Source organism: Luteimonas mephitis DSM 12574 (assembly GCF_000422305.1).
In the GTDB taxonomy this organism is placed as follows: domain Bacteria; phylum Pseudomonadota; class Gammaproteobacteria; order Xanthomonadales; family Xanthomonadaceae; genus Luteimonas; species Luteimonas mephitis.
On record NZ_KE383817.1, the window covers coordinates 130507 to 144879 of the forward strand.

13 protein-coding genes are annotated in these 14373 nt (G+C 69.4%); 1 reads left to right on the forward strand and 12 read right to left on the reverse strand.

Annotation, left to right across the window (positions count from 1 at the left end):
- Positions 1-117: 117 nt before the first annotated feature.
- The 3 genes from rlmD to H570_RS17740 all read right to left on the reverse strand — a co-directional run bounded on the left by rlmD (position 118) and on the right by H570_RS17740 (position 4329).
- On the reverse strand, positions 118-1446 hold the full coding sequence (gene rlmD, locus H570_RS0114305) for a 23S rRNA (uracil(1939)-C(5))-methyltransferase RlmD (protein ID WP_027081339.1): 1329 nt from the start codon (positions 1444-1446) through the stop codon (positions 118-120).
- 163 nt (positions 1447-1609) lie between these two features.
- On the reverse strand, positions 1610-2227 hold the full coding sequence (locus H570_RS0114310) for a YdbL family probable chaperone protein (protein WP_027081340.1): 618 nt from the start codon (positions 2225-2227) through the stop codon (positions 1610-1612).
- A 68-nt stretch (positions 2228-2295) separates the two neighbouring features.
- Positions 2296-4329 (reverse strand): translocation/assembly module TamB domain-containing protein, encoded by a 2034-nt coding sequence (locus H570_RS17740; protein ID WP_156899999.1) that lies wholly within the window; start codon positions 4327-4329, stop codon positions 2296-2298.
- 90 nt (positions 4330-4419) lie between these two features.
- Here H570_RS17740 and H570_RS17745 point away from each other — a divergent pair, with 90 nt between their 5' ends.
- A complete protein-coding gene (locus H570_RS17745) occupies positions 4420-5148 on the forward strand; it encodes a response regulator (protein ID WP_084500316.1) in 729 nt (242 codons plus the stop codon).
- On the opposite strand, the gene recO is transcribed toward H570_RS17745, so the two are convergent.
- The 9 genes from recO to rpoE all read right to left on the reverse strand — a co-directional run bounded on the left by recO (position 5106) and on the right by rpoE (position 14280).
- The gene (gene recO, locus H570_RS17750; RefSeq protein WP_084500285.1) at positions 5106-5888 is read right to left on the reverse strand and encodes a DNA repair protein RecO; all 783 of its coding nucleotides are present in this window, start codon (positions 5886-5888) and stop codon (positions 5106-5108) included. The genes H570_RS17745 and recO overlap by 43 nt on opposite strands.
- A 99-nt stretch (positions 5889-5987) precedes the next feature.
- Positions 5988-6893 carry a GTPase Era gene (gene era / locus H570_RS0114330; protein WP_027081341.1) on the reverse strand — a complete coding sequence of 302 codons (906 nt, stop codon included), beginning with the start codon at positions 6891-6893 and terminating at the stop codon, positions 5988-5990.
- A 135-nt stretch (positions 6894-7028) separates the two neighbouring features.
- A complete protein-coding gene (rnc, locus tag H570_RS0114335; RefSeq protein WP_027081342.1) occupies positions 7029-7703 on the reverse strand; it encodes a ribonuclease III in 675 nt (224 codons plus the stop codon).
- Positions 7693-8079 carry a DUF4845 domain-containing protein gene (locus H570_RS17755; RefSeq protein ID WP_051176448.1) on the reverse strand — a complete coding sequence of 129 codons (387 nt, stop codon included), beginning with the start codon at positions 8077-8079 and terminating at the stop codon, positions 7693-7695. The genes rnc and H570_RS17755 overlap by 11 nt, the downstream gene beginning before the upstream one ends.
- 31 nt (positions 8080-8110) lie before the next feature.
- Positions 8111-8920: a signal peptidase I gene (lepB, locus tag H570_RS0114345; RefSeq protein WP_027081343.1), complete on the reverse strand. Its 810-nt coding sequence runs from the start codon at positions 8918-8920 to the stop codon at positions 8111-8113.
- A gap of 159 nt (positions 8921-9079) precedes the next feature.
- Positions 9080-10870, reverse strand: a complete 1791-nt coding sequence (gene lepA / locus H570_RS0114350; protein WP_027081344.1) for a translation elongation factor 4 — start codon at positions 10868-10870, stop codon at positions 9080-9082.
- A gap of 203 nt (positions 10871-11073) precedes the next feature.
- Positions 11074-12579, reverse strand: coding sequence for a DegQ family serine endoprotease (locus H570_RS0114355; RefSeq protein ID WP_051176449.1), 1506 nt, complete (start codon positions 12577-12579; stop codon positions 11074-11076).
- Positions 12580-12688: 109 nt separating this feature from the next.
- Entirely contained in the window at positions 12689-13657 is a 969-nt protein-coding gene (locus tag H570_RS0114360) for a sigma-E factor negative regulatory protein (protein WP_051176450.1), read from the reverse strand.
- Positions 13654-14280 carry an RNA polymerase sigma factor RpoE gene (rpoE, locus tag H570_RS0114365; RefSeq protein ID WP_027081347.1) on the reverse strand — a complete coding sequence of 209 codons (627 nt, stop codon included), beginning with the start codon at positions 14278-14280 and terminating at the stop codon, positions 13654-13656. The genes H570_RS0114360 and rpoE overlap by 4 nt, the downstream gene beginning before the upstream one ends.
- Positions 14281-14373: the final 93 nt, after the last annotated feature.

Consider the following 14373-nt stretch of genomic DNA (forward strand, 5'->3'; position numbering starts at 1 on the left):
TCGGAATTCGGAATTCGGAATTCGGAATTCGGAATTCGGAATTCGGAATTCGGGCAGATTATCGCGACCCGCCCCCGCTCTTCCGAATCCCCAATCCCGAATCCCCAATCCCTGCCCTCATGGTTCGAACATCGCGATCGACTCGACGTGCGCGGTATGCGGGAACATGTCCATCACCCCGGCCGCGCGCAGCTTCCAGCCGCGTTCGTTGACGAGGTAGCCGGCGTCGCGGGCCAGCGACGCGGGATGGCAGCTGACGTACACGATCCGCTTCAGGCCCTTGAGCGGCAGCTGTTTGAGCACGACGTCGGCGCCGGAGCGCGGCGGGTCCAGCAGCAGCCGGTCGAAGCCGGCGCGCATCCAGGCGTGTCCCGAGAGGTCCTGGGCGAGGTCGGCGGCGTGGAACTGCACAACCGGAAGATTGTTGTGCACGGCGTTCTCGCGCGCCCGCGCCACGAGGCCCGGGTCGCCTTCCACGCCCACCACCGCATCGGCAACGCGTGCCAGCGGCAGGGTGAAATTGCCCAGCCCGCAGAACAGGTCGAGCACGCGTTCGCCCGGCTGCACGTCGAGCAGTTCGAGCGTGCGCGCGATCATCCTGTCGTTGAGACCGGCATTGACCTGGATGAAGTCGAGCGGGCGGAACTTCAGTTCGAGATCCCAGGCCGGCAGCCGGAACGACAGCTGCGGGTCGACCGGCCACAGCGGATGCACGGAGTCCACACCACCGGGCTGCAGGAACAGCGCGAAGCGATGCGCCTGCGCGAACGCAAGCAGCCTGGCGCGATCGCCTTCCGACAGCGGCTGCAGGTGGCGGAACACCAGCGCGATGCCGCCGTGGTCGGCGGTGGCGTCGCCGGCGATGAATTCGATCTGCGGGATGTCGCGACGCGCATCGAGCCCGTCGACCAGCGCCGACAGCGCCGGGATGGCTGCGCCGATCGCGGGTAGCACCGTGTGGCATTCGGACAGGTCTGCGACGAAGCGCGGATCGCGTTCGCGAAAGCCGACCAGCGTCTTGTCCTTCTTCTCCACCCGCCGGACCGAGAAGCGGCCTTTTCGGCGATAGCCCCAGGCCGCGTCGGTCAGCGGCGGCAGCACGACGTCGGGCGTGACGTGGCCGATGCGCTCGAGGTTCTCCTGCAGCACGCGCTGCTTGGCGACGATCTGCTTCGACTCCTCCAGATGCTGCAGCGCGCAGCCGCCGCAGGTACCGAAGTGGAGGCAGCGCGGTTCGACACGGTCCGGCGAGGCGTCCAGCACTTCCAGCGTGACCGCTTCATCGAAGCTGCGCGAACGCGCGGTCTGCTTCGCCATCACCCGCTCGCCGGGCAACGCGCCGGCGATGAACACGGCCTTGCCGCTGTCGCGGCGGGCGACACCGCGGCCGTCGTGGCTCAGGTCGAGGATGTCGGCGGGAAACGGGGTCTGGTCGAGTCGGGCCACGTGGCGAAGGCTGCGTGCACAGGGCCGCGTATTGTCGCAGAAGCCGGGTTTCGCCCGCAGGAGCGCCCCATGGGCGCGATTGCCTTCGTCGCGAAAGCAATCGCGCCCGTAGGGCGTTCCTGCGGGATGGGGGAAGCCGTCGGGGGCGCAGCCCCGACCTGCGTTATTTCTGTTTCCAGCTGCCGCCGGACTGGTACCACCAGCCGGCCTTCGCGCTGGCGACCCACTGCTTCGCGAACACATCGCGGATCTGCGACTCCCACTCCGGATGCTTGTTGGCCACCGCGATCTCGCGGTACACCGCCCTGGCATCGCGGTTCTGGTCGGCGACCGCCTGGTTGACCTTCACCCGGTCTGGCAGCGCGATCTTCGACGCGTCACGCACCGCGATCTCGCCGTCGCCGGTGAACCCGAGCGCGCCGGAGTCGAAGTGCTGGCGCAGCGTGGCGTCGAAGCGGCTGGCCATGCGCGACTGGATCGCCTGGACCGCCGGCGTCTTGATGGTGATGTCCGGCGTGCCCTGTGCGTGCGCGGTACCGATGCCCAGCAGCACCAGTGGATCGAAGCGCAATGCCATGCCGCCACCACCGCCGTCCTGGTCCGCGGGCGCCGGCGCCGGCGCCGGCGCCGGCGTCGAGGGTTGCGCATCCTCACCGATGACCTTGTCGACGAACTCCTTCGCCGCCTCCCGCGCTTCGGCCGCGGGGAAGTAGACGTTGATGGTGACGCAGGCCGTCAGGGCCAGTGCGGCGGCGATCGGCATTCCCATCCAGCGGCGCATGTGTCTCTCCTCGGTGCGTGGTGCGATTGTGCGAACAGGTGGTTCGGGCAGGGTCATTGGAGCATGGATCATTCAAACACGGGCTTGACGTCGCCGCTGCCCACCGCGGCCAGGCGTTCAACCAGGGTTGGCCAGTCGACGTTGCGGTTGAAGCCGACGACGTCGAGCCGCGGGATGCCCGCGCCCTCGACGATGGTAAATCCGCCGCCGGCCCGATTGCCATCCGGATTCCGCAGGCCACCCATCACGCAGACCTGGTTCGAAAGCCGGCAGGAAATGCCGATGCGGGCGTAGCCGAAGTCGTCGAACAGGCCGATCAGGCGCGCCTGCAGGCTGCCGACGAACGAGGCGTCGCCAACGCTGGAGATGTTCTGCACCGCGCGCTGGCTGATGCGCTGGCGAACGCCGCGGCGGGGCACGGTGTGCAGCTCGGCATCGAAGGTCTCCGGTGACCAGTCGACCAGCCGCAGGCCGTCGATGCGGCCGTCGAGGCGGCCGCTGATGCTGCCGAAGTCGAACACCTCGGTGATCGCCATCAGGTCCAGGCCATGCAGGGCGAAATCGGCCGACAGCGTCGGCGCGACGCCGAACGGGCGCTCCATCGACAGCGCGGTGACGTCGACGCTGCCGTCGAAGACCTGCATCGACAGCCCGCCGTCGAAGTCGAGGCGATCGTCGGCGTAGCGCGCAGCCGGAATGCTGCCGTCCAGGGTGCCGCGGAACGCCGGCCCGCCGAGCGTCTGCGACAGTTCGCCCAGCTGCAGGCCCTGCAGCGCGAGCCCGAACCCGATCCGCAGGCCATTGCCACCTGCGGGCGGCTGCACGACCAGGTCGTCGAACCGCACCTGTCCGCCGAGCATCGACACGCTGACCGGCGCACGCGCGCGCAACGTGCCGTCGGCGCTGCGCCAGGGCAGCGTCGCGGCGCCGAACGTGATGCCCTGCAGCGCGCCCGATCGCCAGCGCAACTCGCTGTCGACCGGCGCGCCACCGGACAGGCGCAGGTCGCCATCCAGGCCGGTGAACGCCAGGCCCTTCCCCGGAGCGTCGATGGCAACGTCGTGCAGCCGCGCATCCACCGATGACAGTCCGCCACCGGCCAGCCGCACGCGCGCGTCCAGCGCGCCGCTGGCTTCGAGGTCGGGCAGTCCGGCGATCCCCAGCCAGCCCGACAGATAGCGTGCGCCGAGCGCCGACAGGTCGTGGCTCTGCAGTTCGATGTCGACGTCCTGCAGGCTTGCATCCGGCGCGAACGCCACCGAACCCTGCGCCTGCAGCGCAACGCCGTCGCGCCACTGGATCGACGGCAGCATCCAGCCCTGGCCATCGCGCCCGATTGCGTCGAGCGCGAACGGAAGCGGATGCCCGGGCAGCACCACGTAGGTGGTGCCGTAGAGGAACTGGCCGCCGCGCAGCTCCCCGTCGAGCGACAGCAGGGTGCTGCCGGCGGGCTTGCGGTAGTCGATGTGGAAACGGCCACCGAGCTGCGCCGCGGCAATGCTGCCGTCAGGCGTTTCGAGGCCGCCATCGGCCAGCACCAGCGTGCCATCGACGCGCAGCGGGCGTTGTTCCGGCGTGCGCACGGCGAGCCGGCCGTCCAGGGTGCCGGCCGTCAGCCGGCCGTCGCTCCATGCCTGCGCGGACAGCGCCTGCGCCCAGGCGACGGGTACCCGGGTCAGGTCGAGGATCGTGTCGTCCGGCGTCGCGGCACTGCGGTGCAGCGCAAGGCTGGCCTTGCCTTGCGACAGCGCGGCGTCGGTGCTGCCCGTCGCAAGCGCGATGGAAAGCCGGAACGGCTTGCCGCCATCCGCGTGCAGCTCGCCGTCGCAGCGCCAGCCGCCCTGCCCGTCGCGCGCGAGCGGGCAGCGCCATTCCAGCGCGCGAAAGCGGTAGCCGAGGTCCGGCGCGTCGACCCGCGCCGCGCGCAGCCGCAGCTCGCCGGTCGCGGCATCTGCCGGCCAGTCGAGCCGCACCTCCACGCCTTCGAGCGTCGCCACCGGGGTGGTCACGCGTGCGATCTTCGCGGACATCGTCCGCGCCTGCGCGGGCAGCGCGCAGGCGAGCATCAGAAGCGGCAGCAGGTGTAGGATCGCCCGAGGCATGCAGGCAGCATACCCAGCGCGCGTGAGCCGTCGCTGACGAATGGCGGGGCCATCCCCCGACAGGCGCCGATCGAGTCAATGGAGGACCGGATGACGACAAGAATCCTGCTGGTCGAGGATGACCCCACCACCAGCGCATTCCTCGCCGCCGCGGCGCAGGGCGTTCCCGCCGAAGTCGACGTCGCCGAAAGCTGTGCGGCGGCGCTCGCCCTTGCCGGCGACCGCGACCGGCACGACCTGTGGCTGATCGACGCCAACCTGCCCGACGGCGACGGCGCCGGCCTGCTCGCGGCGCTGCGCGCACGGGGGCTGCGTGCGATCGCGCTGGCGCATACGGCCGCAACGGAGCCCGCAACGCTCGCCGCGCTGCGCGAAGCCGGCTTCCGCGAGGTGCTGGTCAAGCCGATGCCGGCATCGACGCTGCAGGCCGCAGTGCGCAACGTAATCGGCCTGCGCGTATCGGAAGCAGCACCGCTGGCATTCCACGCAGATGCGCTCGAAGCGGCCTGGGACGATGCCGCCGCACTGGCCGCGCTCAACGGCGAACGCGCGCACGTCGACGCACTGCGCAAACTGTTCCTCGACGAGCTGCCCGGCGCCTGCAACAGCGTGCACGCCGCGGCGCACGCCGGCGATGCCGACGCCCTGCGCGCGGCCCTGCACCGGCTGCGCGCGAGCTGCGGCTTCGTCGGCGCGGTGCGCATGGCAGCCGCCGTGGCCGCGCTGCAGCAAGCACCGCAGTCGACGCAGGCGCTGGCGCGGTTCCTGCAGGCCGCTCAGGAGACGCTGTCGTCGGCGCCGGTGCCCGACGAAGCCTGAGCCGGTCCCGGCGTCGCGGCGATGCGGCCCAGCTCGCCCATCAGCTCCCAGGATTTCAGTCCGCGGCCGCCGAGGTGGTGCGCCAGCACCTCGCGCAGGGCGCGGCGCAGCCCCTGCAGGTCATCGACCTCCGGAACGAGGTCGCCGGCCAGTGCGAGCAATGCGCGCCCGGTGGCCGTGCGGCTGCGCCCGCCGGCGTCGACGCGCTCGCTCAGCACGCGGCGCGGGCCGTGTTCGGGATCGAGGCGGTAGCGCGCGGCCGGGTCCACCGGCGCGCCGTCGCCGTCGTGCGACAGGTCGAAACCGAAGCCGAGCGCTTCGAGCAGGTCGCGCTCGAAGCGGCGCAGCGTCCATGCCAGCGGCGCATCGTCGCGCAGGCGTTCGCGTACCTCGCCATAGAGTTCGTACAGGCCGGAGTACGGATCCTGGCGCGGTGCCAGCCGCAGCATCAGCTCGCTGACGTAGAAACCGGCCAGCGCGGCGTCACTGGACAGGCGCGGTGCGGCATCGATCGCTTCGGCACCGCGCAGCTGCGCCAGCTCGCCGCGCTGCACGCCGTCGAAGCGGATGTGCTGCAGCGGCTGCAGAGCCGCGCGCAGCACGTGCCGCTTCGGCCCCTGGACGCCACGCGCGACCAGGCCGATGCGGCCGTGGTGCTCGGTCAGCAGTTCCACCAGCAGGCTGGTCTCGCGCCACTGGCGCGCGTGCAGGACGTAGGCGGGCTCGGCGTCGTAGCGCATGTCGGGGGCGGGGATCTGGGAACCGGGAATTGGGGAAGATCAAATACAAACGCGAAAGACCACTGCTTCTAGCCCCCAGCCCCCGGATCCCAGCCCCTGCTACTCATATCCCAGCGTCTTCAACGCGGCCTCGTCATCCGACCAGCCCGCGCGCACGCGCACCCAGGTTTCGAGGAACACCTTGCTGTCGAACAGCCGCTCCATCGCCTGTCGCGCCTTGGTGCCGATCTCGCGCAGCCGCGCGCCGCCCTTGCCGATCACGATCGCCTTCTGGCCCTCGCGCTCGACCCAGATCACCGCGCCGATGCGCAGCATGGTGCCGTCGACGGTGAACGATTCGATTTCCACCGTGGTCGCGTAGGGGAGTTCGGCGCCGAGCTGGCGCATCAGCTGTTCGCGCACCAGCTCGCCGGCCAGGAAGCGCTGGCTCTTGTCGGTGATCTCGTCCTCGCCGTACTGCGCCGGCTGCTCCGGCATCAGCGCCAGCAGCGCGGCGACCAGCGAATCCAGGCCCTTGCGCTTGAGCGCCGAGACCGGATGCACGGCGGCGAAATCGCGCCCCTCGGCGGCCGCCTGAAGGTAGGGCAGCAGCGCGGTCTTGTCGCGGATCCGGTCGACCTGGTTGACCGCCAGCACCACCGGAACACCGGCCTCGCGCAGCGCCTCGAACGCCAGCGTGTCCTCCTCGTCCCAGCGTCCGGCCTCGACCACCAGCACCGCGGCGTCGACGCCCTCGAGCGCGCCGCGGGCGGCGCGGTTCATCATCCGGTGCATCGCGGTGGAGGTCTGCTTGCCTTCGCCGCGGTGGATGCCGGGAGTGTCGACCAGCAGCAGCTGGCCCTCGGGGAAGGTCGCGATGCCCAGCAGCCGGTGGCGCGTGGTCTGCGGGCGGTTTGACACGATGCTGACCTTGGCTCCGACCAGGGCATTGACCAGGGTGGACTTGCCGACGTTGGGACGACCGATGACAGCGACGTGGCCGGCGCGATGGGGGGCTGGTTTCATGCGCGCATTGTAGGCGCTGCGGGAGCAGCCTTTGGAAAGCCGGCCCCGTAGGAGCGGCCCATGGCCGCGAGCCTTTGAAGCCGCGACAAAAGGCAAAGGCTCGCGGCCATGGGCCGCTCCTACGGGGGAACCCGGCTACGCGGCTTCCAGCCCGGCCAGCACCGCTTCCGCCGCCGCCTGTTCGGCGGCGCGGCGCGAACCGCCCTCGCCTTCACCCGTCATCGCCGGCTCGGCCAGCGTACAGGCGACGCGGAAGACCTTGGCGTGGTCGTCGCCGGATTCGGAAACCAGCTCGTACGCCGGCAGCGCGCGCTGGCGCGCCTGCAGCCATTCCTGCAGCCGGGTCTTGGCGTCCTTGCCGACCTTGCCCGCGGGCGTCTCGTTGATGGCCGCCTCGAACCACGGCAGCACCACCGCGCGACAGGCCTCGAACCCGGCGTCCAGGTAGATCGCCCCGACCAGCGCCTCCAGCGCATCGGACAGGATCGAATCGCGGCGGTGGCCGCCGGACTTCATCTCGCCCGGCCCGAGGATCAGCTTCGAGCCCAGGTCCAGCGTGCGTGCCACGGTCGCCAGCGAGGACTCGCGCACCAGTTCGGCGCGGGCGCGGGTCAACGCGCCCTCGTCGGCCTTCGGCCAGCGCTTGTACAGCGCTTCGGCGACGATCAGCCCGACCACCGCATCGCCCAGGAATTCCAGTCGTTCGTTGTGCGGCACGCCAGCGCTGCGATGGGTCATCGCCTGCGCGAGCAGGTCCTGGTCGGCGAAGGCGTGCCCGGCGAAGCGGACGCGTTCGATCTCAGCCGCCATCGCCCACGTTTGCCAGCTTTCCATCGGCGTGGAACTTGCCCACGACGTCGAGGTTGCCGACCAGACCCTTGCGGACTTCGTAATCGACCGTCATGTCCCAACCGACGCCGTTCTGGCTGCGCTCCAGCTTCACGTTCTCGGGCTTCACGTTGTCGGAATAGCTGATGTTCAAGCGCCGGAAGAACAGGTTCTTGATCCTGCCCGGGTCGGTGTTGGCAATGCCGGGCTCGGCCTGCAGACCCCTGATCGCCTGCTTGACCGAGTAGTACTCCGAGTACATCGGAAACAGCTTCATGCCGATGTAGGCGAAGAAGCCGACCAGGCCAAGCACGATGATAAAGCCCAACAATGTCATGCCGCGTTGCGTGCGTTTCATCAGTTTTCCCCTATCGGATGGCGTACTGCAGTCAAGGAATCCGGTTGCCGATGCGCGACGTGTCGAAATTGTGCTTGCACAGGTTCGTGATGCTGTCGCAATTCAGCCAGACCAGGAATGCCTTGCCCCGGATGTTCTGCTCCGGCAGGAACCCCCAGAACCGGCTGTCGTCGCTTCTATCACGATTGTCGCCCATGACGAAATAGTGCCCGGGCGGAACGACCTGCGGGCCGCGCTCGCCCTGGTCGACGAACGGCAGCCGGTCGACTTCGAGGACCTGGTGCGGATGCCCGGGGATCTGCTCGACCAGCAGGCTGGCGCCGGTCATCTCGGCGCCGCTGCCCACCCCGACGTAGTCGCCGACGCGCTCGTAGCCGAACGGCTTGCCGTTCACGAAGACCTGGTTGCCCTTGTACTCGATGGTATCGCCGGGCAGGCCGATCACGCGCTTGATCCAGTCCTGTTCCGGATGCTGCGGCGGCTTGAACACCACCACGTCGCCGCGCTGCGGCTCGCCGACCGGCACGACCTTGGCGTTGCTGATCGGCAGCCGCAGGCCGTAGGCAAACTTGTTGACCAGGATGAAGTCGCCGGTCAGCAGGGTCGGCATCATCGAATTGGACGGGATCCGGAACGGCTCGGCGACGAAGCTGCGCAGCACCAGCACGATCGCCAGCACCGGGAAGAACGCCTTGGCGTAGTCCACGTACCACGGCTCCCTGCCGTCGTCGAGCAGGCCGGCATGGGCCTCGCGCCGCTTGGCCAGGACCAGTTTGTCCAGCAGCCAGACCAGGCCGCTGATGAGGGTCAGGACGACAAGGGCGATTTCAAACCAGCGCATCTTTGCTCCTTCGGAGCCGGGAATGGGGAATCGGGAATCGGGAATCGGAAAAGCGGGCTGCTGAGTCCTCGGCTGTCACCCACGCCCTGGAATCGGTCCAGGCGGGGATGGCGACTTGCCAGTTCCAACGATTCCCCAATCCCGAATCCCCATTCCCGGCTACTTGTCCTGCTGCAACACGGCGAGGAAGGCTTCCTGCGGGATCTCCACGCGGCCAACCTGCTTCATCCGCTTCTTGCCTTCCTTCTGTTTCTCCAGCAGCTTCTTCTTCCGCGAAACGTCGCCACCATAGCACTTGGCCAGCACGTTCTTGCGCATCGCCTTGACCGTGGTCCGGGCGATGATCTGCGAGCCGACCGCGGCCTGGATCGCGACGTCGAACATCTGCCGCGGGATCAGTTCCTTCATCTTTTCAGTCAGTTCGCGGCCGCGGCGGTCGGCATGGCTGCGGTGCACGATCAGCGACAGCGCATCGACCTTGTCGCCGTTGATCAGCGTGTCCACGCGCACGAACGGGCCGGCGTCGAAGCGCAGGAAGTGATAGTCGAGCGACGCGTAGCCGCGCGAGACGGACTTGAGCCGGTCGAAGAAGTCCAGCACCACCTCGGCCATCGGCAGTTCGTACGCCACCTGCACCTGGCTGCCCATGTAGGTGATGCCGACCTGGCTGCCGCGCTTCTCCTCGCACAGCGTGATCACGTTGCCGACGTAGTCCGGCGGGGTCAGGATGTTGGCGCGGATGATCGGCTCGCGGACTTCCTCGATCTGGTTCACCGGCGGCAGCTTGGCCGGGTTGTCCAGCGGCAGGATCGTGCCGTCGGTCTTGAGTACCTCATAGATCACCGTCGGCGCGGTGCTGATCAGGTTGAGGTCGTACTCGCGCTCCAGCCGCTCCTGCACGATCTCCATGTGCAGCATGCCGAGGAAGCCGCAGCGGAAGCCGAAGCCCATCGCCTCGGAGCTTTCCGGCTCGAAGCGCAGCGCGGCATCGTTGAGGCGCAGCTTGTCCAGCGCCTCGCGCAGGTCCGGGTAGTCGTCCGCGTCGACCGGGAACAGACCGGCGAACACGCGCGGCTGCATTTCCTGGAAACCGGGCAGCGGTTTCGGCGCCGGGTCGCCGGCAAGCGTCAGGGTGTCGCCGACCGGCGCGCCGTGCACGTCCTTGATCGAGGCGTTGATCCAGCCCACCTCGCCGGCCCGCAGCGCCGGCATGTCCTTGCGCTTGGGCGTGAACACGCCGACCTTGTCGACCTGGTGGGTGCGCCCGGTGGACATCACCAGGATCTTGTCGCCGGGCTTGATCTCGCCCTGCATCACCCGCACCAGCGACACGACGCCCAGGTAGTTGTCGAACCACGAATCGATGATCAGCGCCTGCAGCTTGTCGGTGTCGCGCGGCTTCGGCGGCGGGATGCGGGTGACGATCGCCTCCAGCACGTCCTCGACGTTGAGCCCGGTCTTGGCACTGACCGCCACCGCGTCGGACGCGTCGATGCCGATCACCGCCTCGATCTCGGCCTTGGCGCGATCGATGTCGGCGGTGGGCAGGTCGATCTTGTTGAGCACCGGCACCACTTCCAGCCCCTGCTCCACCGCGGTGTAGCAGTTGGCGACCGACTGCGCCTCGACGCCCTGCGCCGCATCGACCACCAGCAGCGCGCCTTCGCAGGCGGCCAGCGAGCGGCTGACCTCGTAGCTGAAATCGACGTGGCCGGGGGTGTCGATGAAGTTGAGGTGGTAAATTTCACCATCTCGCGCGGTGTACGGCAGCGATACCGACTGCGCCTTGATGGTGATGCCGCGCTCGCGCTCGATCGGGTTGTTGTCGAGCACCTGCGATTCCATCTCGCGCGCGGTCAGGCCGCCGCAGATCTGGATGATGCGGTCGGCCAGGGTCGACTTGCCGTGGTCGACGTGGGCGATGATGGAGAAGTTGCGGATGCGCTCCATCGAATTTGGCATCGGATCTGACATGGGGAGGCGTCGGTGATGGCCGACGTCGCGGCCTTGCGGGGTAAACGCGGCATTATCGCACGGCGCGCGTCCCCGCCCCCGCCGGAAGTCCCTCCCGGCGCCCCGCGCGCGCCACGGCGTGGCTGCGCGCGATCGCCCATCCGCTGCCTGCCTCTCCGGACTGCCGGAGAGGCCGCCGCTCACTGCGCTTCGTCCGCCCGCGGAGTGACCGCGAAGAAGCGGGTCTGGTTGCCGCGGCGCACCAGCAGCATCACCGTCTGGCCCGGTTTGACCCCGGCCAGGGCGCGGTCGAGCCCGGACACGCTGGCCACCGTCTCGCTGCCCACCCGCAGCACGATGTCGCCCGGCTGCAGGCCGGCCTCGCGCGCAGCCAGGCCGTCGATGCGGGCGATGCCCACGCCCTCGCCCGGCTTCAGCCCGGCCTGGCGCCGGTCGTCGGCATCCAGGTCCTGGCCCACCAGGCCCAGCGGGTTGGCAGAAGCCTCGGCCCGGCCCTTGGGCCCGCGCGGCATCTGCTGCTGCGAGGCGCCGGGCAGCAGGGTCGGATCGAGTTCCTCAAGGGTCACGCGGACGTCCTTCGCCTTGCCGTCGCGCAGGATGCCCAGCGTCACCTTCGTGCCCGGCGCCATCGCACCGACGATCGGCGGCAGGTCGCTGGACTGGCGGATGTCGGTGCCGTCGATCGAGCGGATCACGTCGCCGATGCGCAGCCCGGCCTTCTCGCCGGCGCTGCCGGGGGTGACGTCGTTGATCAGCGCGCCACGCGCGTCGGGCAGGCCCAAGCCCCTGGCCGACTCGGCATCCAGCGCCTGCAACTGCACGCCGATCATGCCGCGGCTGACCTTGCCGGTGGCCTTGAGCTGCTTGACCGCGCCCATCGCCAGGTCGATCGGGATCGCGAAGCTCACGCCCATGTAGCCGCCGGAGGCGCTGAAGATCTGCGAGTTGATGCCGATCACCTCGCCGTGGACGTTGAGCAACGGGCCACCGGAATTGCCCTGGTTGATCGCCACGTCGGTCTGGATGAACGGCACGTACTGCTGCTGCGCGTAGCGGTTGCTGCGGCCCACCGCGCTGATGATGCCGGCGGTGACCGAGTGGTCGAGGCCGAACGGCGAGCCGATCGCGATCGCCCACTGCCCGGGCTTGAGCGCGGCCGAATCGCCGATGCGCAGCGTCGGCAACCCGGTTGCCGGGATCTTGAGCAGCGCGACGTCGGATTGCTCGTCGCTGCCCACGACCCTGGCGGCAAATTCGCGGCCATCGGACAGCTTGACCTTCACCTCATCGGCACCGTCGACGACATGGTGGTTGGTCAGCACGTAGCCGTCGGGGGAAATGATGAAGCCGCTGCCCATCGATTCGCCGCGCGGCTGCGGGCCCTGGCCCGGCGCCCCGGGGAACGGGAAGTCGTCGGGGCCGAAGAAGCGGCGGAAGATTTCGGGGATGTCCTGCTGCGGCACCGCCCGCCGGCGGGGAGACGCCTTGCTGCCGATCTCCGCCACCACGTTGACCACGCCCGGGCCGACCTGTTCGACCAGCTGGGAAAAATCCGGCAGGCCGGCCACCGGCGTCGGCGCGGTCGACAGCGTCGATTGCTGCGCGGTGGCGACGGGAAGCACCACCGCGGTGGTGGCGGCAGCGGTCAGGACGACCAGGACAGCGGCTTGCAAGGGGGCTTTCATCGGCGAAGCACCTTCAACGTCAGGCAATGGGAATACGGGCGTGGATGCCACGCGCAGGCGGCGCGAACCAACGGGCGGGCGCAGGCTGCAGGCGAGCGGGCCAAGCGGCTCAGCGCGGCCCGCTGGCGGTGGGCTGCGGGCGTTCGACAGGCGCCGGCGACAGCTCGACGCGCGGCTCGAACGGATGGAACGGGTGCTCCTGCTCCAACAGGCGCTCCTGCACCATCCGGCCATAGCTCGCCGAGAACGCGCCATCCGCCGGGTATCCCGGCAGGACCGCCCGCGGCCACGGACGCGCCTGCGGCGGCTCGGTGGCGAACAGTTCGCTCACCGGCGCGGAGGACGTCGTGGAATCAAGGCCGGCCAGCGCCGACGGTGCGGCGTTCACCGGTGCAGGCGTCGCGCCGGAAGCGGCGACCCGCACCTGGGCTTCGGCGGCAACGGTGGCGCGGCGAACGCGCGAAACCGCGCGCTGCTGCTGGGCGCGCCCCGCGCGGCGCTCGGCGGCGCGGCGCGGAACCTCGGCCACTGCAACGGCCGTGGCCAGCGTGGTGGCGGTATCAGGTGCGGTCGGGGCGGGAGCCGGCACCGCCGGTGCAGTGGGATCCACCGCAATGTCGGGCGATGCTGCCGCATGGGCCATGACCTGGGTCTGCGCCGCCGGTTCGGGATCCGATCCGGGCAGCTGGCGGCCGACGAACAGCGCCACCATCGCCACCGACGCGGCCAGCGCGGCACCGCCGCCCCAGCGCGTCCAGCGCGGTTGCCTGGTTGCCGACGGCGCGGTGGCCACCGATGCGGCCTGGTCCTGGCCGGCGATGGCGCTGGCCACTCGGCGCGAGAAATCAGCCGGCAGCAGCGCGTCGTGGCGACCGCGCAGGATGTCGCCGCAGACCTGCCAGCGCTCCCAGCACGCGGCCAGTTCGCCGTCGTGTTCGAGTCGGCGCAGCATGAACTTCGCCTGGTCGGGCAGCAGTTCGCCGTCGAGCATCGCCGACAGCTGCTGGCGGTGGTGGTCGTGGAGCTTGTCGGTTTGCGGGTCGTTGCCGGGCTGGATCATTTCGTCACGCTGGGTCATCTGGCTGCACGCTCTGGCCTGGTTTCGACATCCATCAGCGGCCTGAGTTCCGCATCGATCGCTTCACGGGCACGGAAGATGCGCGAACGCACCGTTCCGATCGGGCAATCCATGCGCTGGGCGATCTCGTCGTAGCTCATTCCCTCGACCTCGCGCAGGGTGATCGCGGTGCGCAATTCCTCGGGCAATGCGTCAACCGCGCGCATCACCACCTGCTCCATCTGCTGGCGGGCCAGCTCGCGATCGGGGGTGTCGGTATCGCGCAGGCGGATGCCCGAATCGAACTGCTCGGCGTCGCTGACGTCGATGTCCTCGGTGGGCGGTCGGCGCTTGTGCGCGACGAGGTGGTTCTTGGCGGTGTTCACGGCGATGCGGTGCAACCAGGTATAGAACTGGGCGTCACCGCGGAAATTCCCGATCGCGCGGTAGGCGCGGATGAAGGTGTCCTGGGCAACGTCCTGGCATTCGCTCCAGTCGGCGATGTAGCGCCCGATCAATGCGGCGATGCGGTGCTGGTACTTGCGCACGAGCAGGTCGAACGCCGCGCTGTCGCCGCGCTGCACGCGCCGGACCAGTTCCTGGTCCAGGTCCTGTCCTTGCTGTGTGTCCACGACTTCGGCCATCGGGCCGGTGCTCCCTGGGGGCCCGGCCTTCCGGCTGGGCGTTATGACATGGGCGTGCGAAGGAAAGTTCCGCGACATCCTCTCTGCGGCATC

What these genes read in the sequence shown, in the direction of transcription:
- lepB (WP_027081343.1), bottom strand. Translation starts at nt 8,920, where the DNA reads ATGCGCTGGTTTGAAATCGCCCTTGTCGTCCTGACCCTCATCAGCGGC.
- rnc (WP_027081342.1), bottom strand. Translation starts at nt 7,703, where the DNA reads ATGGCGGCTGAGATCGAACGCGTCCGCTTCGCCGGGCACGCCTTCGCC.
- H570_RS17740 (WP_156899999.1), bottom strand. Translation starts at nt 4,329, where the DNA reads ATGCCTCGGGCGATCCTACACCTGCTGCCGCTTCTGATGCTCGCCTGC.
- era (WP_027081341.1), bottom strand. Translation starts at nt 6,893, where the DNA reads ATGAAACCAGCCCCCCATCGCGCCGGCCACGTCGCTGTCATCGGTCGT.
- H570_RS0114355 (WP_051176449.1), bottom strand. Translation starts at nt 12,579, where the DNA reads ATGAAAGCCCCCTTGCAAGCCGCTGTCCTGGTCGTCCTGACCGCTGCC.
- H570_RS17745 (WP_084500316.1), top strand. Translation starts at nt 4,420, where the DNA reads ATGACGACAAGAATCCTGCTGGTCGAGGATGACCCCACCACCAGCGCA.
- lepA (WP_027081344.1), bottom strand. Translation starts at nt 10,870, where the DNA reads ATGGAGCGCATCCGCAACTTCTCCATCATCGCCCACGTCGACCACGGC.
- rpoE (WP_027081347.1), bottom strand. Translation starts at nt 14,280, where the DNA reads ATGGCCGAAGTCGTGGACACACAGCAAGGACAGGACCTGGACCAGGAA.
- H570_RS0114310 (WP_027081340.1), bottom strand. Translation starts at nt 2,227, where the DNA reads ATGCGCCGCTGGATGGGAATGCCGATCGCCGCCGCACTGGCCCTGACG.
- H570_RS0114360 (WP_051176450.1), bottom strand. Translation starts at nt 13,657, where the DNA reads ATGACCCAGCGTGACGAAATGATCCAGCCCGGCAACGACCCGCAAACC.
- H570_RS17755 (WP_051176448.1), bottom strand. Translation starts at nt 8,079, where the DNA reads ATGAAACGCACGCAACGCGGCATGACATTGTTGGGCTTTATCATCGTG.
- recO (WP_084500285.1), bottom strand. Translation starts at nt 5,888, where the DNA reads ATGCGCTACGACGCCGAGCCCGCCTACGTCCTGCACGCGCGCCAGTGG.